The sequence below is a fragment of the Propionibacterium freudenreichii subsp. freudenreichii genome, assembly GCF_000940845.1.
Lineage (GTDB): Bacteria > Actinomycetota > Actinomycetes > Propionibacteriales > Propionibacteriaceae > Propionibacterium > Propionibacterium freudenreichii.
The window spans coordinates 1271358-1293438 of the sequence record NZ_CP010341.1 but is presented as its reverse complement, the minus strand read 5'-3'; the positions used below and the strand labels follow the sequence as shown (position 1 = coordinate 1293438).

The 22081-nt window shown below is 65.6% G+C and carries 16 protein-coding genes; 5 read left to right on the top strand and 11 right to left on the bottom strand.

Translation table 11 applies throughout. The features are described 5' to 3' along the window. Nucleotides 1–5: 5 nt before the first annotated feature. Complete coding sequence (gene mce, locus RM25_RS05515; RefSeq protein ID WP_013160962.1) at nucleotides 6–452, bottom strand: methylmalonyl-CoA epimerase; 447 nt, start codon at nucleotides 450–452, stop codon at nucleotides 6–8. A gap of 231 nt (nucleotides 453–683) precedes the next feature. Further along, nucleotides 684–1676, bottom strand: a complete 993-nt coding sequence (locus RM25_RS05510) for a tetratricopeptide repeat protein (RefSeq protein WP_052809125.1) — start codon at nucleotides 1674–1676, stop codon at nucleotides 684–686. Between the two features lie 131 nt (nucleotides 1677–1807). Here RM25_RS05510 and pgm point away from each other — a divergent pair, with 131 nt between their 5' ends. Further along, nucleotides 1808–3439 carry a phosphoglucomutase (alpha-D-glucose-1,6-bisphosphate-dependent) gene (pgm, locus tag RM25_RS05505; RefSeq protein WP_044636165.1) on the top strand — a complete coding sequence of 544 codons (1632 nt, stop codon included), beginning with the start codon at nucleotides 1808–1810 and terminating at the stop codon, nucleotides 3437–3439. Between the two features lie 115 nt (nucleotides 3440–3554). On the opposite strand, the gene RM25_RS05500 is transcribed toward pgm, so the two are convergent. The 5 genes from RM25_RS05500 to RM25_RS05480 all read right to left on the bottom strand — a co-directional run bounded on the left by RM25_RS05500 (nucleotide 3555) and on the right by RM25_RS05480 (nucleotide 11631). Next, a complete protein-coding gene (locus RM25_RS05500; protein ID WP_052809124.1) occupies nucleotides 3555–4340 on the bottom strand; it encodes an NUDIX hydrolase in 786 nt (261 codons plus the stop codon). A gap of 35 nt (nucleotides 4341–4375) precedes the next feature. Continuing rightward, nucleotides 4376–6283: a 1,4-alpha-glucan branching protein GlgB gene (glgB, locus tag RM25_RS05495; RefSeq protein ID WP_036941459.1), complete on the bottom strand. Its 1908-nt coding sequence runs from the start codon at nucleotides 6281–6283 to the stop codon at nucleotides 4376–4378. After that, the gene (locus RM25_RS05490) at nucleotides 6273–7610 is read right to left on the bottom strand and encodes a maltokinase N-terminal cap-like domain-containing protein (protein ID WP_013160967.1); all 1338 of its coding nucleotides are present in this window, start codon (nucleotides 7608–7610) and stop codon (nucleotides 6273–6275) included. The genes glgB and RM25_RS05490 overlap by 11 nt, the downstream gene beginning before the upstream one ends. A gap of 15 nt (nucleotides 7611–7625) precedes the next feature. Next, complete coding sequence (treS, locus tag RM25_RS05485) at nucleotides 7626–9338, bottom strand: maltose alpha-D-glucosyltransferase (RefSeq protein WP_230843929.1); 1713 nt, start codon at nucleotides 9336–9338, stop codon at nucleotides 7626–7628. A 178-nt stretch (nucleotides 9339–9516) separates the two neighbouring features. Further along, entirely contained in the window at nucleotides 9517–11631 is a 2115-nt protein-coding gene (locus tag RM25_RS05480; protein ID WP_044636164.1) for an alpha-1,4-glucan--maltose-1-phosphate maltosyltransferase, read from the bottom strand. Between the two features lie 125 nt (nucleotides 11632–11756). On the opposite strand from RM25_RS05480, the gene glgP reads away from it, so the two are divergent. Then, nucleotides 11757–14348 (top strand): alpha-glucan family phosphorylase, encoded by a 2592-nt coding sequence (gene glgP / locus RM25_RS05475; RefSeq protein WP_414099968.1) that lies wholly within the window; start codon nucleotides 11757–11759, stop codon nucleotides 14346–14348. Nucleotides 14349–14489: 141 nt separating this feature from the next. Here the strand turns inward: glgP and RM25_RS05470 are convergent, their stop codons facing one another. Next, nucleotides 14490–15182: a hypothetical protein gene (locus RM25_RS05470; protein ID WP_044636163.1), complete on the bottom strand. Its 693-nt coding sequence runs from the start codon at nucleotides 15180–15182 to the stop codon at nucleotides 14490–14492. 104 nt (nucleotides 15183–15286) lie between these two features. Between RM25_RS05470 and RM25_RS12590 the strand changes: the two genes are divergently transcribed. Beyond that, nucleotides 15287–15484: a hypothetical protein gene (locus RM25_RS12590; RefSeq protein WP_144406045.1), complete on the top strand. Its 198-nt coding sequence runs from the start codon at nucleotides 15287–15289 to the stop codon at nucleotides 15482–15484. A gap of 144 nt (nucleotides 15485–15628) precedes the next feature. Here the strand turns inward: RM25_RS12590 and RM25_RS05465 are convergent. From RM25_RS05465 to glgX, 3 genes are all read right to left on the bottom strand, one after another. Further along, nucleotides 15629–16875, bottom strand: a protein-coding gene (locus RM25_RS05465) for an IS3 family transposase (RefSeq protein ID WP_413540870.1) whose coding sequence is annotated in 2 segments (ribosomal slippage) — nucleotides 15629–16560 and nucleotides 16560–16875 — 1248 coding nt in all. Because the reading frame shifts where the segments join, the coding sequence is not laid out codon by codon here. Nucleotides 16876–16926: 51 nt separating this feature from the next. Beyond that, nucleotides 16927–17244, bottom strand: a complete 318-nt coding sequence (locus RM25_RS05455) for a hypothetical protein (RefSeq protein ID WP_257009057.1) — start codon at nucleotides 17242–17244, stop codon at nucleotides 16927–16929. A gap of 217 nt (nucleotides 17245–17461) precedes the next feature. Next, the gene (gene glgX / locus RM25_RS05450; RefSeq protein WP_081015760.1) at nucleotides 17462–19654 is read right to left on the bottom strand and encodes a glycogen debranching protein GlgX; all 2193 of its coding nucleotides are present in this window, start codon (nucleotides 19652–19654) and stop codon (nucleotides 17462–17464) included. Nucleotides 19655–19910: 256 nt separating this feature from the next. On the opposite strand from glgX, the gene mnmA reads away from it, so the two are divergent. Beyond that, nucleotides 19911–20984, top strand: a complete 1074-nt coding sequence (mnmA, locus tag RM25_RS05445; RefSeq protein WP_097775852.1) for a tRNA 2-thiouridine(34) synthase MnmA — start codon at nucleotides 19911–19913, stop codon at nucleotides 20982–20984. A gap of 45 nt (nucleotides 20985–21029) precedes the next feature. Further along, a complete protein-coding gene (locus tag RM25_RS05440) occupies nucleotides 21030–22016 on the top strand; it encodes a uroporphyrinogen decarboxylase/cobalamine-independent methonine synthase family protein (RefSeq protein ID WP_044636158.1) in 987 nt (328 codons plus the stop codon). Nucleotides 22017–22081: the final 65 nt, after the last annotated feature.

The following is a 22081-nucleotide window of genomic DNA, read 5'->3' as shown; positions in this document are numbered from 1 at the left end:
CGCAGTCAGTTCTTCGGGTACTGGGTGAGCTCGATGAGCACGCCCTTGCCCGACTTGGGATGCATGAAGTTGATGCGGTTGCCGCCGGTGCCGAGCTTGGGCTCGTCATACAGCAGCTGCACGCCGCGCTCGCGCAGGGTGGCGCTGACGGCGTCGATGTCATCGACACGCCATGCCATGTGGTGCAGTCCGGCGCGACCATTGTGCTTGGCAAGCCACTTGGCAACGGTCGACTCGTCGTTGAGCGGGGCCATGACCTGAACCTGGGTCATGTGCTCGGTCAGCTTCGCAGCCGGGGCCATCATGATCTCGACGACTCCCTGCTCCGGGTTCTCCTCGCGGTGGAGCTCATGCCAGCCGAAGGTCTCCTGGTAGTACTTGGAAGCCTCGTCGGCGTCGGGGCACGCATATGCCACGTGATCGATACAGATGAAAAGATCCTCATTACTCATGGGGCCATCATCCCACAATGCCGCCGCGATGTGACCAGATGGTATTCGCATCCATCCGTCCCGGGTCGGTGTTACCGCGCGGATATTGCCGCCGGCACCGCGGCGGGGGTTCCTCCGGTCCGGTGGTCGTCGGGAACGGAGGAACCACACGCCGCGCGGTCTCAAATCCGGGCCCTGGAGAAAGGGCCGCGGTGAGAAGTGCCGAAAAGGCGCTCGGCCGGGAGCGGGGGCCTAGTACAGGGCCGCCCCGAGGGCGCGACGTGCGGCCAGCAGTTCGGGATCGGCCTGGTCCATGGTCTCGAACAGCTCCAGGAGCCGCGTGCGGACTGCGTCGCGCTCGTCGCCGGCAGTGGTGCGGATGAGGCCGATCAGGCGGCCGAAGGCGTCCTTGGGACGCCCGGCAATCATGTCGACGTCGGAGGCGGCCATCGCCGCCGGTACGTCGTCGGGTGCCGCCTTGGCGGCGGCAAGCGTCGCTTCCGGATCGGCATTCGCGGCGCGCGACATCAGCCGTGCGGTGGCCTGCCCGGCAGCGGCCTCGCTGTCCTTGGGATTGGCCGCCAGAAGCTTGCCGAACTCGTCGGCCGCCCGGTCGTAGTCCTCGGCCTCCATCGCCGTGTCGGCTGCGGCGAAGCGCGGATCGGGGCCGGCCTCCCCGTGGGAGACGGGCTTGACATGGCCTGCCACGCCATTTGCCACGGCGGAGGCCATGACCTGCTCGAGCACGCCGCGCACCTGGGCCCCGTCGGCGGTGCCCTGGAACAGCGGGATCGCCTGACCGGCCAGCAGGGCGAGCACAGTGGGGATGGCCGTCACCTGGAGCGCCTGCGCGATGCGCGGCTGGGTGTCGATATCGACCACGGCGAGCAGCCAGCGGCCGGCGGACTCGTCGGCCAGCCTGGTGAGCATGGAGCGCAGCTGGTTGCTGCCCGGGTCATTGGCCGACAACAGCGCCAGGATCACCGGATAGTTGACCGATTGCTGGATCACGTCATTGAGTTCGGCCTCCGTGACGTCGACGACGTAGCTGCCCGTGGACGCGCCGGCCTGACCGGGCTGCGGGGCAGCGGGGGAGGTGGCGGCGATCTTGGACAGGTCGATGGCGCCGGGTCGGGAGAAGTCGGAATGTGCCGAGGGGGCATGGCCCTGCGGGGCAGCGGACGACTGACCGCGGGCGGGACCCTGCGGACCGGACGGTTGACGAGGCGTGAGAGGTTGGCTCATGTCTCCCTATTCTTCCACCCCCGGCCCGGGGAGCGATCGGGGCGATGCGGGGCACGGGAGCCCGGGCTGCTCACAGGAACCGATCACCACCATGACGCCCATTGCGCCACCGGCTGCGCCATGATGGAGACATGGCAGATCCACGCGCCGGACAGCCGGCTCAGCCCTCCGATCTCATCGACGTCGATGCGCTCATCGCCGCCTATTACGACAAGCGCCCCGATCCCACGAACCCCGACCAACAGGTCGTCTTCGGCACATCGGGCCACCGCGGATCAGCATTCGACACGGCATTCAACGAAGCCCATATCGCCGCCATTACCGCGGCGATCGTCGAATACCGGGCGTCACAGGGGACCACCGGCCCCCTCTACCTGGCCAAGGACCCCCACGGCCTGTCGCTCCCGGCATGGAAGACGGCCATCGAGGTGCTCGTCGCGGCTGGCGTCCACGTGCTCGCAGAGGCCGAGGACGAATACACCCCGACACCGGCGTTGTCGCGGGCGGTGATCCTGCACAACCGCGGACGCGAACGCGATCTGGCCGACGGCATCGTCGTGACGCCATCGCACAATCCGCCCAGGGACGGCGGATTCAAGTACAACCCGACGAACGGGGGACCGGCCGACACCGATGCCACGGGATGGATTGCCGGACGCGCCAATGAGCTGCTCGGCAACCTCGAGGGGATCAAGCGCATTCCCTATGAGCGTGCCAAGGACCAGGTGGAGCACTTCGACTACCGGAGTCGCTATTGCGAGGATCTGCGGAGTGTGGTTGACATCGAGGCCATCAAGGCCTCGGGACTGCATATCGGTGCAGACCCGCTGGGCGGGGCTTCCGAACAGTACTGGGAATACATCAGCGAGCACATGCTGCCGAACCTCAGCGTGGTCAACAAGGTCATTGACCCGACGTGGTATTTCATGACGCTCGATACCGATGGCCAGATCAGGATGGATTGCTCCTCGCCCGATGCGATGGCCTCCCTGGTGGCCAAGCGCGACCAGTACGACATCGCCACCGGCAATGATGCCGATTCCGATCGGCATGGCATCGTGACACCCGACGGGGGACTGATGAACCCCAACCATTACCTGGCCGTGGCGATCCAGTACCTGTTCGGCAATCGTCCCCGGTGGGCGTCCAACACTGCCGTCGGCAAGACGCTGGTGTCGAGCACCATGATCGACAACGTAGCCGGGCTGTTGGGGCGCTCCCTTTACGAGACTCCCGTCGGATTCAAGTGGTTCGTCCCCGGGCTGATCAGTGGCGAGCTCGGGTTCGGTGGTGAGGAATCGGCCGGTGCGTCCTTCCTCGAGCTGGGTGGCAAGACCTGGACGACCGACAAGGACGGCCTCATCATGGACCTGCTGGCCTCCGAGATCACTGCCAGGACCGCGAAGACGCCGAGCGAGCACTACCGCGAACTCGAGGCCAGATTCGGCACCTACTACTACGCGCGCATCGATTCCGAGGCGGATCGGGCCCAGAAGGCCAGGCTCAAGGCATTGTCGCCCTCGGATGTGACGGCGACCGTGCTGGCGGGCGACCCGATCACGCACATCTATACGAATGCGCCGGGTAATGACGCCCCGATCGGCGGGGTCAAGGTGACCACCGAGGGGGGATGGTTCGCCGCACGTCCCTCGGGAACCGAGGACAAGTACAAGATCTACGCCGAGAGCTACCGCAGTGCCCAGCACCTCAGCGAGCTCCAGGACGGTGCCCGCGAGGTGGTCTCGGACGCCCTCAAGGGCTGAGCCCGCCGCTGAGTCCCGCCCAACATCGACAAGGGCTGTGTCCCACCAGAACCGGTGGGACACAGCCCTTGTGCATGTGAGGGGGGAGTGGGTCGGGCCACGGGCCCGCCCGATGCTAGGCGTCGGGCGTGACCGCGCTGCCCGCCTCGGTATAGGCAGGTGCGGTGCCGGCGACGAGCAGCGCGAGCCGGCGGGCGGACAGTGGCGTGACGTGTTCGGCTATTTCCTCGGGCGCCACCCAGTGGTAGCTGCGGATCTCCTGGGCGGGGCGTTCGAAGCGTTGCATGGTGCTCGACGGCAGTTGGCCTCCGTCGAAGATGAACTCCATGGCGTCGCGCCAGCCCAGGTAGGGCGGCATCCAATCGGCGACCAGGGGCTGGTTGAGCCGGATGTCGACACCCAGTTCCTCGCGCAGCTCGCGTTCGGCGCCGACCCGGGGGGATTCGCCCGCCTCGACGATGCCGCCGGGCAACTCCCAGTCCTCCTTGTAGGTGGTCTCGACGAACAGCACGCGCCCGTGCTCATCACGGATGAGCACGTGGCCGATCAGCCGGTGGGTGGCCATGACGGTATCCATCACCGCGGTAAACCCACCGGCACCGTAGACCTGGTCGTCAATGAGTCGGGCGTACAGCAGGGCGTCGTGCCAACTGCCGTCCTCGGCACGTACCGCCTGACGACGACGCCCCTCGCGGCGGAAACCGGCGCGATGCAGCGCCCGCATCGCCATCAGGTCATCGGCGGTGATACTCGCCTCGACCCGGTGCAGTTCGTGGCCGATCAGGGCGTCGTCCGCAGCGAGGCTGACTGCCTCATCGAGCGTCTTCTGGTCAACGGTTCCCTGCCAGTGCAGGGTTCCGATGCCGGCATCGACAACCACATTCACCTTGAAGTCATCCACGGCACTCCCTGATCATCCGCACTCGCCCGCCGTCCCTATGAGTCGGTGGCCTCCGGTTCGAAGCGTAGCCACACGCCAGCCATGGGCGGGATCGAGATGACCAGTTCGGCCCCCTCCTCGCCGTCCACGGGTTGTGCGATACGGGTGCCGTTCGCCGCCTCGCCGCTGCCGTCCCAACGTTGTTCGTCGGTGTTGAGGATTTCGCGCCAGCGCCCGGCCCTGGGCACGCGCAGGCCATATTCGGGGTAGGGCTCCGGTGAGAAGTTCGCCACGCACGCCACCATGCCGCCCTGACGGTCGAAGCGCAGCCAGCTGAAGGTATTGGCCATCCAGTCGTTGTCGTTGATCCAGCGGAAGCCCTCCGGCTCGCTGTCCAGTTCATACAGTGCCGGTGTCCGGGCCTGCACATGGTTGATCTCGCGCATCATGTCGCGCAGGCCCTTGTGCCACTGCAGGGAGTCGACCCACCACTCCAGGCCCACCGCCTCATTCCACTCCGAGCGTTGGCCGAACTCCTGGCCCATGAACAGGAGCTGCTTGCCCGGGAAGGCCCACATGAACGAGTAGAAGCTGCGCAGGGTCGCAAACTTGCGCCAGTCGTCCTGGGGGATCTTGTTGACCATGGATCCCTTGCCATGCACCACCTCGTCGTGGCTGATCGGCAGGATGTAGTTCTCCGAGTAGGCATAGACCATGGCGAAGGTCATCTCGTTGTGGTGGTACTGCCGGTAGATGGGGTCGAGCTTGATGTACTCCAGCGAGTCGTTCATCCAGCCCATGTTCCATTTGAAGCCGAAGCCCAGGCCCCCCACGTCCACCGGTGCGCTCACCTTGGGGAAGCTCGTGGACTCCTCGGCGATCATCATGACACCCGGCTGGCGCCGGTAGAGATGCCTGTTGATGTAGCGCAACAGGTCAATCGCCTCGAGATTCTCGCGGCCGCCGTACTTGTTGGGCACCCACCCGCCCGGCGGCCTGGAGTAGTCGAGATAGAGCATGGACGCCACGGCGTCCACCCGCAGGGCATCGATGTGGAACTCGCTCACCCAGAACAGTGCATTCGAGATGAGGAAGCTCTTGACCTCGTTGCGCCCGAAGTTGAACACATAGGTGCCCCAGTCGAGTTGCTCGCCCTGACGGGGATCGGCATGTTCGAACAGCGCCGTGCCATCGAAGCGGCCCAGGGCCCAGTCGTCCTTGGGGAAATGTCCCGGGACCCAGTCGAGGATGACGCCGATCCCGGCTGCGTGGAGGGCCTCGATGAGTACGCGCAGGTCGTCCGGGCTGCCATGACGCGGGTCCACCGCGTAGTAGCCGGTGACCTGATAGCCCCAGCTCGCCTCGAGCGGGTGGGCCATGATGGGCATGAGCTCCACATGGGTGTAACCCATCCAGGTGAGGTAGGCGGGCAGCTCCTGGGCGAGCTGACGGTAGTCGAGGCCCTTGCGCCAGCTGCCCACGTGGAGCTCGTAGATGCTCATCTGCGAGTGGTACGGGTCGGCCTGCGCCCGATGCGCCAGCCAGGATTCCTCGCTCGGCGCCCATGCGTGCTCCCGCTCGAAGACGACCGACGCGTTGGCCGGAGGCACCTCGGTGCTGAAGGCGAAGGGATCGGCCTTCTCCTGCCAGCTGCCGTCGCGGTGCTGGATCTTGTACTTGTAGCGGGCGCCGGCACCCACGCCCTCCTTCCACAGCCCCCAGACGCCCGAGCCCGGCACGAACTCCATGTCGTCGCCCTGCCACCAGTTGAAGTCGCCGATCACCTGCACCCGCTGGGCGTTGGGTGCCCAGACGGCGAACCTGGTGCCGCTGAGGTCACCGCGCGCGTCGTCATGCACGGTGACGACGTGGGAACCCAATCGCCGCCAGGCCTCGGTGTCACCACCACTGTGGAAGCCCTCCAGGTCCGTGCCGGTGAGGTTCCCGAACTTGTCATGCATGATGTGTCCTTCCCCTGGGGGCTTGGAATTGGTGCTCGTGCCATGACGTGATGGCGGCCATCGGGATATGGACCCAATCGGGCCTGTTGCGCGTCTCGTAGACCACCTCGTAGATGGCCTTGTCCGCCACATAGGCATCCAGCAGGTCAACCTGGTCATGCACCCCGGTGATCTCCAGGTAGGCGGCGATGAATGCGGCCTGGCTGCGTTGCAACCAGTGCTGGCGCGCGGGGGCGTCGGGGGAGCCGTCCTGTGCCGCCGCGTAGCCCAGGGAGCGCACCATGCCGGCGACATCGCGCCACACCGAGTCGGGCAGCGTCCTGTCGGCCAGGGGTCGCAGGGGCTCGCCCTCGAAGTCGATGATGCGCCAACCGCCCGGGGTGAGAAGCGTCTGGCCCAGATGGAAGTCACCGTGCACGCGTTGGGCCGGCAGGCGATGGCCCCGCAAGCGGTTGAAGCCGACCACCAGCATGGACCGGTAGTCCGACAGCGCCGGCACGGCCTCTATCGCCCTGTCGAGCCTGGCCACCATGCCGTCAGCCACATCGTCGCCCTTGAGCATCACGGGCGGAAATGCCTGCACCAGCGCCAGGTGCACATGCGCCAGCGCGCGGCCGATCCCGGCCGCATGTGCCGAGAAATCGGTGTCGGCGGTGGCGGACTCCACCGCCATCGGCCATCCCTCGCCAAGGGTCTTGAGCTGTTCGGTGATCATGAGCAGGTCGGCATGCACCGCGCGCCCGGAGATCGCCCGGAAATGTGCGGTGACCCAGCCGTAGAGCTCGTCGACGTCACGTACCCGGTAACGGCCCAGGGCCTCGTGCAATGGGATGTCGACGTTGTTCCCGACCTCGAGGTGACGGAAGAACTTCACCAGCGCGGTGCTGCCCAGGAAGACCGTCGAATTCGACTGCTCGCCGGTGAACGGACGTGCCGGCATCGGACCGGTGAGGCGATCGCCCCGGGGCAGCATCGCCGACCAGTCCCCACTGTTGACGCGCCTGCCGAGTGAGGCGATGAGCAGCTCCATGGCCTCAGGGTCCCTGGTGGCGTCATGCGCATAGCCCAGCTGGGGGTCGTCGGCGGGCCCGATCAGGGCGTCGGAAAGTGGCGCCGTGCGGTAGCTGATCGGCAGGTGGTAGTAGTCGTGGGCGCCATCGGGGTAGGCAATCGTGATGATCTCGCTGCGCACGCCCAGGTGTCCCGGTTCGGGGGCGCGGTACCAGTCCAGGGCCTCAATGCGTCGTGCCACACCTCCGCGCCCCTTGCCGGCGAACCAGCGTGCGGTCGATGCGTAGCGCCACCGCGGATCATCGTTCGGCGCGACCATCAGTGGGCCTCCTGTTCACTCGGACTCGTGCTCGTGCTCGTCCGAGCCTTTGCTCAAATCCAACCATGCAAAGCCCCAAGCGGGGAGGGTGTCGTGAAACTCACCGTTGGCCGCGATGGGTGCCATGGCCTGCGACGTGAGCAGCGACACCGGTTTCGTGCCGGCATCATCGGGAAGGTAGAGCAGGACGTCCTGTTCCTCGGGCGACAGGTTGTTGAGGCACAGCAGGCGTTGTGAGCCGTGCTTGTCATCGTCGAGCACCCGCAGGAAGCTGAGCACCGCATCGTTCTGGCCACCCATGTCGATGAACTCACCGCGCCCAAACACCGGGAACTGGCGTCGGGTGGTGAGCATGGAACGCATCCACACCAGCAGGGATCCGGGATCAGCCATCTGATCGGTGACATTGACCTGCTGGGGACTGTAGGGGTCGGCCAGCAGTGGCAGGAAGAACTTGTCCGGCGTTGCCGTGGAGAAACCGGCTGAGGGATCGGCGGTCCATTGCATGGGCGTGCGCACGCCATCGCGGTCGTGGAGCCAGATGTCGTCCCCCATGCCGATCTCGTCGCCGTAATAGAGCACCGGGGAACCGGGCAGCGAGAGCAACATGGCATTCATGAGCCGGATCTTGTCGGGATCGTTGCCCATCAGCGGCGCCAGGCGGCGCCGAATTCCCAGGTTGAGGCGCATCCGGGGGTCCGGCGCATACTCACGCCACATGTATTGACGGTCATCCTCGGTGACCATCTCGAGGGTGAGTTCGTCGTGGTTGCGCAGGAACGTCGCCCACTGGCACCCCTGGGGTACCGGGGGAGTTGAGGCCAGGATCGTCGTGATCGCCTCGCGCGTGTGCCGGGCCACGCCCATGTAGAGCCGGGGCATCACCGGGAAGTGGAAGGCCATCTGGCACTCGTCGTTGTCGCCGAAGTACTCCACCACGTCGTGGGGCCACTGGTTGGCCTCGCACAACAGGATGCGACCGGGGAATTCCTCATCGACCATCTTGCGCACCTGCTTGAGGATGTCGTGGGTGCCGGGCAGGTTCTCGCAATTGGTCCCCTCCTCCTCGACGAGGTAGGGCACGGCGTCGAGACGGAATCCGTCCACCCCGAAGCCCAGCCAGAACCTGAGCGCGTCGAGCATCTCGGCGAGCACCTTGGGGTTCTCGTAGTTGAGGTCGGGTTGGTGGGAATAGAACCGGTGCCAGAAATATTGGCCGCGCACCGGATCAAAGGTCCAATTCGATGTCTCCGTGTCAATGAAGATGATGCGGGCGTCGGGATATCCATCCGGGTTGTCGCGCCACACGTAGAAATCGCCGTAGGGGCCGTCCGGGTGTCGGCGTGACTCCTCGAACCACGGATGGTGGTCCGAGGTGTGGTTCATCACGAAGTCAATGATGATCCGGATGCCGCGATCATGGGCCTTGTCAATGAAGTCGCCGAATTCGGACAGTGTGCCCAGGTCGGGGGAGATCGCGCGGTAGTCGGCGACGTCATAGCCACCGTCGGTCATCGGTGAGGCGAAGAACGGTGGCAGCCACAGGCAATCGACGCCCAACCACTGCAGATAGTCCAGGTGCTCGGTAAGTCCGGCCAGGTCACCGATGCCATCGCCCGATGAGTCGGCGAATGAGCGCACCATCACCTCGTAGAACACGGCGGTCTCGAACCAACTGGTGTCGTGCGGGTCCACCGCGCCGGTGGGCTGGGTGAGGCTCAGCGCCATCTCCAGTTTGGCCCTGGCGTCGGCGGTGCGTTCCTCGTCCTCGCCGAGCAGGGCCCGGATGGGCGGGGTCTCGGAGTGCTGGTCAGACGTCATGTTCTGGTCAGATGTCACGGGGCAGATCGGCTTCCATCGGTCAGGGTGCGGGAGGTGGGAGTCATCACGACACGAAGGTGCATGACTAGGCCCAGCTGATTGTCAGGATATGCGCCGGCTGTGCCGGCCAGAGCCGCACGTAGTGGGCGGCATTCCAATCGAACACCGTATCGGTCAGCTCGTCGTGTGCCACCAGGCGGGCATCGGCGGGCAACCCCAGGGCGCCGAGGTCGGTGTACACCGTGCCTTCCACCGTGTTGTCCGGGTCCAGGTTCACCACGACGATCACCCGGTCGTCGCCGCTGCGCTTGGCGAAGGCGAAGAGCTGATCGGAACTGGTTTCCAGCACGGTGGTGTGATTGAGCTGCTGCAATGCCGGATGGTCGTGGCGTACGCGGTTGAGCTTCGTCATCAACTGGTTGAGGTTCGGTTCCGCGGTGAAGTCCCGCGGCCGGTACTCATATTTTTCTGAGTCGAGGTATTCTTCGCCACCGTCCACCAGCGCGGCGTGCTCGAACAACTCGAATCCGGAATACACACCCCATGCCGGGGACATGGTGGCGGCAAGAATCATTCTGATGGCAAATGCGGCCGGGTTTCCCGACCTGGTGAACTTCGGATTGATGTCGGGTGTGTTGGTGAAGAAGTTCGGCCGGAAGAACGACTCGGTCTCGTGGGCCAACTCATTGAGATAGTCGGATAGTTCCTGCTTGGTGGTGCGCCAGACGAAATAGCAATATGACAGGTGGAATCCCACCTTGGCCAGGGCGTGCATCATCTCGGGGCGCGTGAAGGCCTCGGCCTGGAGGAGCACCTCGGGGTGGCGGCTGTGCAACTCTGCTGCGAGCCAGGCCCAGAAGCTGACCGGCTTGGTGTGCGGATTGTCGACGCGGAAGATCGTCACCCCGTGCCCGATCCAGAATTCCATGAGGCGCAGGACCTCTGCGTAGATGCCGGCCGGGTCATTGTCGAAGTTCAGCGGGTAGATGTCCTGGTATTTCTTCGGGGGATTCTCCGCGTACGCGATCGACCCGTCGGGCCGGGTGGTGAACCACTCCGGGTGCTGCGTGGCCCATGGATGGTCAGGCGCTGCCTGCAGCGCGAAGTCCAGGGCAACCTCGAGTCCGAGCTCGCGGGCCCTGGCCACGAAGTGGTCAAAGTCCTCCAGCGTGCCCAAGTCAGGATGCACGGCGTCGTGGCCGCCGTCGGCGGAACCGATCGCCCATGGGGATCCGGGGTCATTGGGGCCGGCGGTCAGGGAATTGTTGGGTCCCTTGCGGAAGCTGTGGCCGATCGGATGGATTGGTGGGATGTATGCGACGTCGAAGCCCATCGCGGCGACGTGCTCGAGCATTTCCTCGCTGGAGGCAAGAGTGCCCGAGGTCCACGAGCCGTCCTCATGGCGCTCGGCGCCGATGGAGCGGGGGAAGAACTCATACCAGGCGGAGAACTGTGCCGCCTTGCGGTGCACGACGAGCGGGAATTCGCGGGTGGGGGTGGCCAACCTGCGCGGGCACCACCGCACCATCGCCTGGTGCAGGTCCTCGCGGGTCGGCAATGATGCGAGCACCGTCATGGGCTGTTCGGGGTCCAGCTGGGAGGCTGCCTGCTCGAGCAGGGTGACCGCTGCATCGTCGCCGGCGGCCCGTGCGGCGTCACGCGCCTCATCAAGCAATTGGAGGCCCTCAAGGCAGACCAGTGCAATGTCCTGCCCGACCGAGAACTTGATCCCCGCGTTGTGCCGCCACGTACCCCAGCGGTCGTCGTAGGCCTCGATGTGGAAGCTGTAGTCGCCCGGACGCCCCACCCTGATCCATGCCTTCCAGATGTCGAGGCCGATGGGCTCGATCTGGGCCATCTCAAAGCGCTGGGTGGCTCCGGCGGGGTCGGTGAGGACCACTGCTGCCGCGACGGCGTCGTGACCCTCGCGGAAGATGTTCGCGGTCACCGGGAGGTCACCGTTCTCCACGGCCTTCGCCGCGTAGTCGCCCCCTTCAAGGACCGGTTGCACATTGTGTACCGGGATCCTGCCGAATCCGGGGGGAATGGGGGGAGGCACGCTCAAGGCCGCTGGCTGGGGTGGCACCTCGGTGGGCCGGGCCTGGGCGTCGGTGGGCTTGGGGTCAGCGCTCGCCTGCACCGTGACCCGTGAACGGACGCGTGCCTGGGCACTGCGCTGACGCTTCTTCTTGGAGACCACGCCCCCACGCTATCCAAGGCGGACTCGAACTGGGGCTGACAGGCGCGAATGGCGTGGCCATTATTGCTGGCCCGCAGCGTGCGGTGGGTCCTGTCCATCTTCGCGCGAATCGGCGCGCGGCTTGCGTGCCCATTAGCCTTGTGGACGTGCGAGCTATTCGACGATTCATTGTTCAGCCGGTCCTACCCGAGTCCCTCAAGCCCTTGGCCGTCCTAGCGCGCAATTTGCGCTGGTCATGGCATCAGGACACCCAGGACCTGTTCGAGGCCATCGATCCGGTCCTGTGGGAAGAGACATCCCATGACCCCCAGAAGCTGCTGTCCCGCGCTTCACGCGAGCGCCTGGACACACTGGCTGGCGACCGCCGTTATCTGCGCCACCTGGAACTTGCCGCCGCCGACCTGTCTGATTACGTCTCGGGGGATCGGTGGTACCAGGGATTCGTCTCCCGCCACCCGGAGGCCCCCAAGGCGATCGGCTATTTCTCGGCGGAGTTCGGTGTCAGTTCCGTGCTGCCCCAGTACTCCGGCGGACTCGGCGTACTGGCCGGTGACCACCTGAAGTCGGCATCCGACCTCGGGGTGCCGATCATCGGCGTCGGCCTGCTCTATACCCACGGCTACTTCCGCCAGTCCCTCAACGCGGCCGGCTGGCAGCAGGAGCACTACCCGGTGCTTGACCCCAATGAGCTGCCCGTTGAGATGCTGCGCGAGGACGGCGAGCCCGTCACGATCACGCTCACCATCAACCACCGACCCGTCGTTGCCCAGCTGTGGGTGGCCCAGGTCGGACGCGTCCCACTGTTGTTCATGGACACCAATGTGGATGCCAATGACGAGGCCGCACGGTCGATCACGGATCGCCTCTACGGCGGCAGTGCCGACCATCGCCTCGCCCAGGAGATCCTGCTCGGGGTGGGCGGCGTGCGGGCCCTTCGTGCGTTCTGCCGCGTCACGGGCCGTCCCGATCCCGATGTGTACCACTGCAACGAGGGCCACGCCGGTTTCCTCGGGCTCGAGCGGATCCGCGAGTACATGACTTCGGGTGATGACTTTGATACCGCGTGGGAGAAGACCCGCGCCGGGAACGTCTTCACCACCCATACCCCAGTGCCCGCCGGCATCGACCGCTTCGGCAACGAGCAGGTCGCCAATGAGTTCGGTGACTTCACCCCCCTGCCCATCGATCGCGTCCTGGCACTGGGCGCTGAGGACTATGAGGGTGGTGACCCCAGCCGCTTCAACATGGCCGTGATGGGTCTGCGTCTGGGTGAGCACGCCAATGGCGTGTCGCGCCTGCACGGCAAGGTGAGCCGCGAGATGTTCCAGGGCTTGTGGCCCGACTTCGATGTCAGCGAGGTGCCGATCGGGTCGGTCACCAACGGCGTCCATGCCCAGAGCTGGATCCATCCCGACCTGCTGGAGCTCCTGCAGGCACAGACCGGCGACTCCGAGACGGTGGTTGACGGACTGGACCTCACGGCCCTGGACCGGGTCGACGACAACACCTTGTGGTCACTCAAGCGACAGATGCGCGGCGAGATGATCAAGATGGCCAGGGAACGCCTGGTGCGCAGCTGCAAGAGCCGGGGCATGAGCAGTGAGTGGGTCAGCAATGCACTCAATCCCCACGTGCTGACGATCGGTTTTGCACGCCGCGGCGCCTCCTACAAGCGCTTGACGCTGATGATCCAGCAGCCTGAGCGCCTCAAGAAGCTGCTCAACGATCCGGAGCACCCGGTCCAGATCGTCATCGCCGGCAAGGCACATCCGGCCGATGACATCGGCAAGGGCTTCATCCAGCAGATGGTGCAGTTCTCCGATGACCCCGAGGTCCGCGGAAAGCTGGTGTTCCTGCCTGACTACGACATTTCGTTGGCACGCCCGCTGTACCCCGGCTGCGATGTGTGGCTGAACAATCCACTGCGCCCCCAGGAGGCGTGTGGCACCTCCGGCATGAAGGCGGCGCTCAACGGCGCCGCAAACCTGTCCATCCTCGACGGCTGGTGGGACGAGTGGTACGACCCGGCGTACGGGTGGGCCATTCCCTCGGCCACCAATGCGGCCTCCCCGGAGGAGAGGGACCGCATGGAGGCCGAGTCGCTCTACCAGATCATTGAGCGCGATGTGGTGCCGAAGTTCTATGCCCGCGACGCCAATGGACTCCCGACCGGGTGGATCACGATGATGCGCGAGACGATGGAGGGACTGGGTCCCAAGATCCTCGCCACCCGGATGGTGCGTGACTACGTCACCGACCTGTACACACCGGCTGCCCAGTCGGCCAGCGCGCTGCTGGACAACGATGTGGCCGCCAATCTGGCCGCGTGGAAGCAGCGGGTGCGCCAGGCGTGGGATGGCGTGGCCATCGACCGGGTGGAAAGCGATCTTCCCAACCCGGTGGCCGTGGGTTCACGCAATGTGTTCTCGGCATGGGTGAAGCTCGGGTCGCTGGAGCCCACGGACGTCAGCGTGCAGGTTGTTTCGGGCGACGTGGACGCCGATGACCAGATCCACAATGTGCGCATCTTCGAATTGGCGCCCACCGATCAGGTGGACCAACAGGGGCAGCTCTTCCGGGCCAACCTGGTCTCTGCCATCTCAGGTTCGATCGGATACACCGTGCGGGTCGTGCCCAAGCACCCCTTGCTGCACGATGCCGCTGAGCTCGGTCTTGCCACCGTCGCCACGGCTGCGGTTGCCGAACAGGACCGCTGATTCACTGATTGATTGAACGAAGGCCGGGGGCCGGTTCCGCATTGCGGGGTCGGTCCCCGGCCTTTGTTGTGGGTTCGGGTGGGGGGTTGGGGGGAATTGCCCGAACGCTGGTGTTGGGGTGGTGCGCGGTGGGGGTGTGGGTTAGTTGTTGGGGACGAGGAGGGAGTGGAGTTCGATGACGTCGAGGGTGGGTGCGGTGGCGGGGCGGGTGATGGTTTCGGTGCCGGTGTGTCCTTGGGCGGTCCAGGTGATGGTCCAGGTGCGGGTGGCGGTGATGGTGTAGTGGCCGGGGTGTTGGTAGCTGGTGCCGCAGACTGGTGAGGGTTGGTTGCCGTTGGTGGTGGCGGGTCGTGGGCGTCCGGTGGTGCAGTGGATGGGGGTGGTGTGGCCGCCGGGGTTGATGGTGACGGGGCCGGGTGTTGCGGTCAGGGTGATGGTGATGTCTGTGTTGGTGGTGGTGGTGTGTTGGGGGCCGGGGTTGTCGAGGGTGAACCACAGTTGTTGTCCCACCGCGGCGGCGTGCCATTGGTTGGTGGTGGGGTCGGGGTCGAGTTTGATGGTGGTGTCGGGCAGGGTCATGGTGGCGATCGCGTGGTGTGCGGTGGTGGCGATCGTGGTGGTGTTGGGTGTGGTGCAGTCGATGCCCTGGCGGGTGGCGGCTTGTTTCTTGGTTTCGGGGGTGAACAGGGCTCCGGTGTTGGCGGCGGGGTTCATGATGGTGCTGCAGGGGGACAGGGCCCAGCGGGTCCATGCGGTGGAGTCGAATTCTGTTGCGGTGGTGCCTGCGGTGTTGGTGGTTCCGGTGGTGCCACCGGCCCACGCCTCAACGCGCATCGTGGACCCCGAACCAGAAAATGCGGTGGTCCGGCCAAATCCCCTGCCATCCGCAGCAGCAGCTGTGGGAATCAGAAGCCCCGCGGCGGTAAGAGCGGCAAATAATGTCCGAATTCCTATGCGGTGACTGGGCATGTTTCGACCTTTCCTGTCCAGGAAACAAATATCTTCAGGTTGTTGTCAACATCTTTCCTGAGGAAAAAGATATGATGCGCAATTCCGCCGCCGTTCTCGACGACATGATTGTTGCGATCAACGATTGGACTCGAAGTGCTGTCGGTGCAGCTCTCGATGATGATTGAGGCCTGCTCTCGTGCGTCCGCCATCTCAGGCTTGTCGGGCCCGGTGTAAATTCTGGGTCCAATCAGAGCGGCCTTTGTGCCGGGTCGCGTTCGCAGGGATTCCGGGCCTTGACCCGCGATCGTGGACACGGTGTCGGTTCGGGGTTATGCCGCTTCCGTGAGGGTAGCGGACGCGGTCGCCGCGTAGGCGGCTTCGTAGGTGCTCGGGCTGATGTGGCCGATCGCGGAGTGGCGCCGTCGGGTGTTGTAGCGGTTCGCCCACCGGAACACGGCCCGGTAGGCGGTGGCCTGGTCGGGGAACGCTGAAGCGCCTTCGAGGAGCTCGCGTTTGAGCGTCGCGTTGACGCTCTCCGCAAGGGAGTTGTCGGCGCTCGTGCCCACCGCACCCATGGACTGGGTCACGCCCAGGTGCTCGCAGAGGGTTGCGTAGGCCTTCGAGGTGTAGACGCTGCCGTGGTCGCTGTGGAAGATCGCGCCGGCCAGCGTCCCGCGGTCGCGGGCCGCGGCGCGGAGTGCATCCTCGACGAGTTCGGTGCGCATGTGGTCTGCGATCTGCCAACCCGCGAGCTTCCGGGAGCCGAGGTCGATGCAGGTCGCGAGGTACAGGTTCGACCCGTCGGCGATGGGAAGGTAGGTGATATCGCCGACATACCGGCGGTTCGGCTCGCCGATGGAGAAATCCCTCCCGATCAGGTCGGGGAAGCGGCGTCCGGACTGGTCCGGGATCGTGGTCTTCACCCGCCGGCGTAGCCGGATCCCCGCGAGCTGATGCGCGCGCATCACCCGGGCGACCCGCTTGTGGTTCACCCGCTCGGCAGCGGTGACGCCGTCGTTGAGGTCGGCGGTGATCCGCGGTGCCCCGTAGGCGCGGTCGCCGCCCTGGGCGGGGTCCTGCAGCACCCGGATCCGCGCGGCGAGGGCCGCGTCCTCGGCCGCTCTCGCCGCCCGTCCCGGGGCCGCCGCGAGCCAGGCGTAGAACGACGACCTCGCGATCTCGATGACCTCGCACAACCGCTTCACGCCGTAGGCGTCCTTGTGGTCCTCGACGAACTGGAAGCGGTTCACCAGTTCGTCTCCCCGGCGAAATACTTCGCCGCCTGACGGAGGATGTCCCGCTCCGTCTCGAGCTTCAGCTTCTCCGCCCTCGACTGGGCCAGCTCGGCCTCGAGCCGCGCGATCCGCGCTGCCTGGGACTCTGACCGACCCGACGTGGGCGGCGACATGCTGTCGGCGGTCGTCGTGCCCGAGCCATGCTTCTCGACCCACTCCCGCAGCGCGCCGCGGGAGATACCCAGGTCCGCTGCGATGCCCTTCAACGTCCCGCCGGGCGTGGACTCGTACAAGTCCACCGCCCGCTGCCGGAACTCGTCCGTGTAGTTCTTCCTTGCCATCCCTTGAATTCTCGCTTCCCCAGCGCCGTGCTGGAATCAGCGTGTCCAAGATCAGGGGTCAAGCGCCTCCCGTTGGACGATCGCGTTGTGCTCAGATACGTCGTCGGCGAATTCACCCATCACAAACCTGGACATATCGGGGGGCGGGGTCTGTGTACCACCCTGGAGAAGTAATGACTCCTCGAGGTCGAAGAATCCTTGGTTGGTGGCCTTGGCCTCTTCGAACAGGGCGTCCCGTGCGGCACTCACCGAGTTGTGGAACGAGGCGGAGGCCTTCTCCGAGGCCGAGGGGCCACTACAGGCCACCATCGACGACATCATCACCGCTGCCAGGGCAATGGCCCCGGCACGCATTGATCGGCTGGACATCCGCATCGAGCTCCCATGATCGACGAGCAGTTCGCGAACATCATGGCACGCAAAACACCCCAAAACGCCACCACAAAGCAACACGCGACTCGGCATGCGGGCAATCCGCCTAGTCACACCAAACTTCCACCGGAGAAAAATAGTTATCCACAACGCGGTGGTTGGCGTGTCCGAAGTGCTTGCACGGGGTCGGCCCGGGGGGATTGGGCCGCGGAAACTAGCTGGTGTGGGCCGCGGCCTCCGGTGTGTCCGGGATATGCGGATCCCCGGTAGCGATCTCCTGATCGGTGACTGGCTGATCGTCGGGAACCGGCGCCGTGGTCATCACGGCGACGCGCATCGTCACCACGGTTCGGGGCGGCATCGTGAACGAATCGCCGGGAGCCAGGTCGGCATCGGGCACCTCGCCGTCTTCGCAGGTCGACGCCACGATGTGGAAGCTCTCTCCCCAGGGCGCGGGTGGCATCTGCACCTGGATGGGCTGATCGCCGGAGTAGAACCAGCTGAGATATGCCACGGAGGAGGCGTCCGAGACGTACATCCCGAGCAGGCGTCGGGAGCCGTCATGCCAATCGGCCTCGCCCATCTCGCCACTGGAGCCGTTCATCCAGGCAAGCTCGTAGCGACCGAGACCGGCACCGGCGGGGTCGGTGACCTCTGTGCGGTAACGGTAATCATTGGCGTGGAGCAGGGGAGTGGACATGCGCAGATCGGTGAAGGTGCGCACCGTGTCGAGCACGTCGCCCCATTCCTCCATCTGGTCCCACCGCAACCAATTGATCGGGCCGTCCTGGCAATATGCGTTGTTGTTGCCCTGTTGGGTACGCCCCATCTCGTCGCCAGCGCAATACATGGGAACGCCGTCAGAAAGCATCAGCGTGGCGACCATGTTCCGGATCTGACGATGGCGCAGGGCGTTGATCACCTCGTCCGCGGTTTCCCCCTCAACGCCACAGTTCCACGAGCGGTTGTCGTCGGAGCCGTCGCGGTTGTCCTCACCGTTGGCCTCATTGTGCTTTTCGTTGTACGTGACCAGGTCGCGCAGCGGAAAGCCGTCATGGGCATCAAAGAAGTTGATCGAGCTGGAAGGCGGTCGATCATCATGGTCGAACAGGTCGGCGGAGCCGCTCAGGCGGGTTGCGAGCTCGTCAACGCCATCAACCTGACCGCGCCAGTAGTCGCGCATATATCCGCGGAAGCGATCATTCCACTCGCTCCACCCCGGTCCCCAGTTCCCGACCTGATAGCCATAGGGGCCCAGGTCCCACGGCTCGGCGATCATCTTCACGCCCTTGAATGCCGGATCCTGGGCAATGAGCTTCTTGAAGTCATGGTTCTGGTCAACGTGGTGTTCGCCGTCGCGGATCAGCTCTGTGGCCAGATCGAAGCGGAATCCGTCAACGCCCATCTCCTGCACCCAATAGCGCATCGAATCGACGACCATCGCCAGGACGTCTGCGTGCGCGGTATTGACCGAATTTCCGGTGCCGGTGATGTCGTAGTCATTGCGCAGGTCATCGGTGAGGCGGTAGTAGCCGCGGTGATCGATCCCCCGGAAGCTCAATGTGGGACCCTCATGGTTGCCCTCGCAGGTGTGGTTGTACACGACGTCGAGGATGACCTCGATACCGGCACGATGCAGCGCGGTGACCATTTCCTTGAACTCGGCAACCTGATCGCCCTCGGTGCCGACCGAACAGTAGGCGGCGTGCGGGGCAAAGAATCCCAGTGAGTTGTATCCCCAGTAGTTCGACAATCCCCGGCCCATGACGAATGGCTCGGAGATGAAGTGGTGCACCGGCAGGAATTCCACCGCGTTGACACCCAGGCTCTTGAGATGCTCGGTGACGGCCGGATAGGCCACGCCAGCGAACCGTCCCCGCAGGTGCTCGGGAACCGTGGGATGCAGCTGGGTGAGTCCCTTGACATGCGTCTCGTAGATCACGCACTCCTCAAGCGGACGCCGTTCGGCAATCGGCTCGGGGGCCGGACTGTCGGCGACCACCACGGACAACGGAACGGAGCCGGCCGAATCGCGGGTATCGGGTTCGAAGTACGAGCCGGGAACGTGATCGAAAATGGGCCCGGAGTAGTCGACGCCCGCCGTGATCGCACGGGCATAGGGGTCGACGAGGAGCTTGGCGGGATTGGCTCGCAGCCCCTGATCCGGGTCCCACTGGGCATGTACGCGGAAGCCATAACGTTGGCCTGCCACCACATCGGGCACGAAGACCGACCAGGCACCTCCGTCCGGGGTCATGTCGACATTGCGTTGGGTGGAGCCATCGCCATCAACCAGCGCGAGCTCAACTCTCTCGGCTCGGGGTGCCCACAGCCCGAAATGGCAGCCATCTGCCGACAGATGGGCTCCCAGCACGTGTGCGGCATCGGAACGGTTGATCTCAGTCATCCAGGTGTACTTCCTACGCGCCACCCGGTTGGTGGCGTGTGCTTCAGGTGCGTCACGGTCTTCACGGCAACGCGGCGTGGTGCCACGGGAGCGGCCCACGCCTAGAATTCAGTTTATCGACTACCCGGCGACCATGGGCTGAGCGACGTCTTCCGTAGTGTCCGGCTTGTTGCCCGGCTGCGGAGGTGCTTCGCACCGACGAGTCAAGGAGCCCATCACCTGCGGGGCCGTCATCCAAGCGAAGAGGAGAGCGTACGTGCGCGTAGCAGTTGCCCTGTCGGGGGGAGTGGATTCCGCAGTCACCGCGGCCCGTGTGGTGGAGGCCGGGCATGAGGCCATGGGGGTCCACCTGCTGCTTGGTGCCGGCTCGGTCCCCGAGACGCGCGATGCCCGGGCCGTCGCTGACGCCGTGGGTATCCGGTTGGTGGTGTGGGATCTGAGGGATCGTTTCGAAGACCGTGTCCTGGACTATTTCACGACTTCCTATGCGGCCGGACGCACCCCCAACCCCTGCCTGCGGTGCAACCGGGAGGTCAAGTTCAGGGGATTGCTGAGTCGCGGGATCGCGGAGGGCTTCGACGCGGTCGCCACTGGCCACTACGCCCGTCTCGAGCCCGCCCCGGACGGCAGCATCGGGCTGCACCGGGCTGCGAACACCCGCAAGGATCAGTCCTATGTGCTGGGCGTACTCAGCCAGGACGACCTTCGCCACTGCCTGTTCCCGCTCGGAACCGTGACCACCAAAGACGAGGTGCGCGAGGAGGCCGAGCGCAGGGGCCTTCCCGTGGCCCACAAGCCGGACTCCACCGATATTTGCTTTGTCACCCAGGGAGGAGCTGCCGAGTTCCTCGCTGACCGGCTGGCGGACCGGCAGGGAGACATCGTCGACGCCCGGGGGACGGTGCTCGGCACGCACCACGGAATCCAGCACTTCACCGTGGGGCAGCGCAAGGGACTCGGCCTGCGTCGACCCGCAGACGATGGCAAGCCTCGCTATGTCACCGCCCTGGACGCCGCGACCAACACGGTGCACGTCGGCCAGGGTCGCGAGCTGTTGGTGGGTCAGGTGGATGTCGAAGACCTGTCCGACACCGGCATGCCACTCGGCCCGCACTGGCGGGGACTCGTGCAGTTCCGGGCACATGGACGGGCGGTGCCGGCGCGCCTCGAGGAGGCGGACGGGCAACTGCGCGTGCACTTCGCTGAGCCCGTCTCCGGGGTTGCACCCGGACAGTTCATCGTCTTCTATGACGCTGATCGGGTGCGCGGCGCTGCCGAGATCGTTGCCAGTCATGCCCCCGGCCCATCCATGGTCCCTGAGCACGAATAGGGCCACGGGGGACGGGACCTCCCCCTCACATGCGAGGATCAAGCCATGATCGCCACCGCCCTGGGCTCGTTCGCCGGCACGGACCTGCGCGCCACCGCGCACGCAGTCCTCGGGGAACTGCCCGACAGGGCTCCCATCGTCGAGCTGCCCGACCGGGGCCCGCAGGCCTCGATGATTGCCCGCACGGCCGCCATATTGCCCGATATGCCGTTCGATCGGCGACCCTCGGGGTGGCGCCTCGCCCCGGGACCTTCCCTTGTTGGCAGAAGGGCCGCCGCCCTGTTCAACGACGACGTGACCATGACCGCTGAGGTGATCGAGGACTGGCAGGGGACCCTTACGCTCACGATGGCCGGTCCCTGGACGCTGCTGGCCAGTCTCGACCTCGTCCGTGGCGGACGTGCCGTGGGTGACGCCGGCGCGCGTCGGGACCTGGCCCAGGCGTGGCTGGCGGGGGCCGTGGACCGCATCGCCCATACTCGCAGTCAGCTGGATCGTCCCCTGGCGGTGCAGATCGATGAGCCGGCGTTGCCGGCCGTGCTGGCCGGGGCGATCCCTGACGAGTCGGGCCGTCGCCGCCTGCCGGCGGTTGAGGCCCAGGAGGTACAGGAATCCTTGGGTGCCTGCGTTGACGCCACGCGTGGGGCGGCCGAGGACATCGTGGTGATTCACTGCTGCGCTGACCGCCCACCCCTGACGGAACTGGCGGCCGCGGTTCCGGACGCACTGAGCATCGACACCCAACGCCTGGACGCTGGCTCATGGGACGCGTTGGCACAATGGTTCTCCGCAGAACCGGGGCCCGGCATGGACCACGCGCTGTGGCTCGGCCTGTTGTCCACATCCACCCCCGGGTTCGGAGTTGATGCGATCAGGGGAGCACTCGACGAGTGCCGTAGGAAGCTGGAGGCCGACCCCGGCGGTCCCGCGGACAGGCGCCTGGCGATCACACCCGCGTGCGGCCTGGCGTCCGCCGACCCGGTCGATGCCTTCCGCGCGCTGGCCGACCTGGCCGCTGTTGCCCGCGGCTGACCCACGGCGTGCTTGCGCCATACGGCGCGGATGCCGCGCGCTCAGGGACGGTGGTTAGGATCACC

Coding starts and splice junctions, on each gene's coding strand:
- mce (WP_013160962.1), bottom strand. CDS start 452: ATGAGTAATGAGGATCTTTTCATCTGTATCGATCACGTGGCATATGCG.
- RM25_RS05510 (WP_052809125.1), bottom strand. CDS start 1,676: ATGAGCCAACCTCTCACGCCTCGTCAACCGTCCGGTCCGCAGGGTCCC.
- pgm (WP_044636165.1), top strand. CDS start 1,808: ATGGCAGATCCACGCGCCGGACAGCCGGCTCAGCCCTCCGATCTCATC.
- RM25_RS05490 (WP_013160967.1), bottom strand. CDS start 7,610: ATGGTCGCGCCGAACGATGATCCGCGGTGGCGCTACGCATCGACCGCA.
- treS (WP_230843929.1), bottom strand. CDS start 9,338: ATGGCGCTGAGCCTCACCCAGCCCACCGGCGCGGTGGACCCGCACGAC.
- RM25_RS05470 (WP_044636163.1), bottom strand. CDS start 15,182: ATGCGCGTTGAGGCGTGGGCCGGTGGCACCACCGGAACCACCAACACC.
- RM25_RS12590 (WP_144406045.1), top strand. CDS start 15,287: ATGTCCGAATTCCTATGCGGTGACTGGGCATGTTTCGACCTTTCCTGT.
- RM25_RS05455 (WP_257009057.1), bottom strand. CDS start 17,244: ATGTCCAGCCGATCAATGCGTGCCGGGGCCATTGCCCTGGCAGCGGTG.
- glgX (WP_081015760.1), bottom strand. CDS start 19,654: ATGACTGAGATCAACCGTTCCGATGCCGCACACGTGCTGGGAGCCCAT.
- RM25_RS05440 (WP_044636158.1), top strand. CDS start 21,030: ATGATCGCCACCGCCCTGGGCTCGTTCGCCGGCACGGACCTGCGCGCC.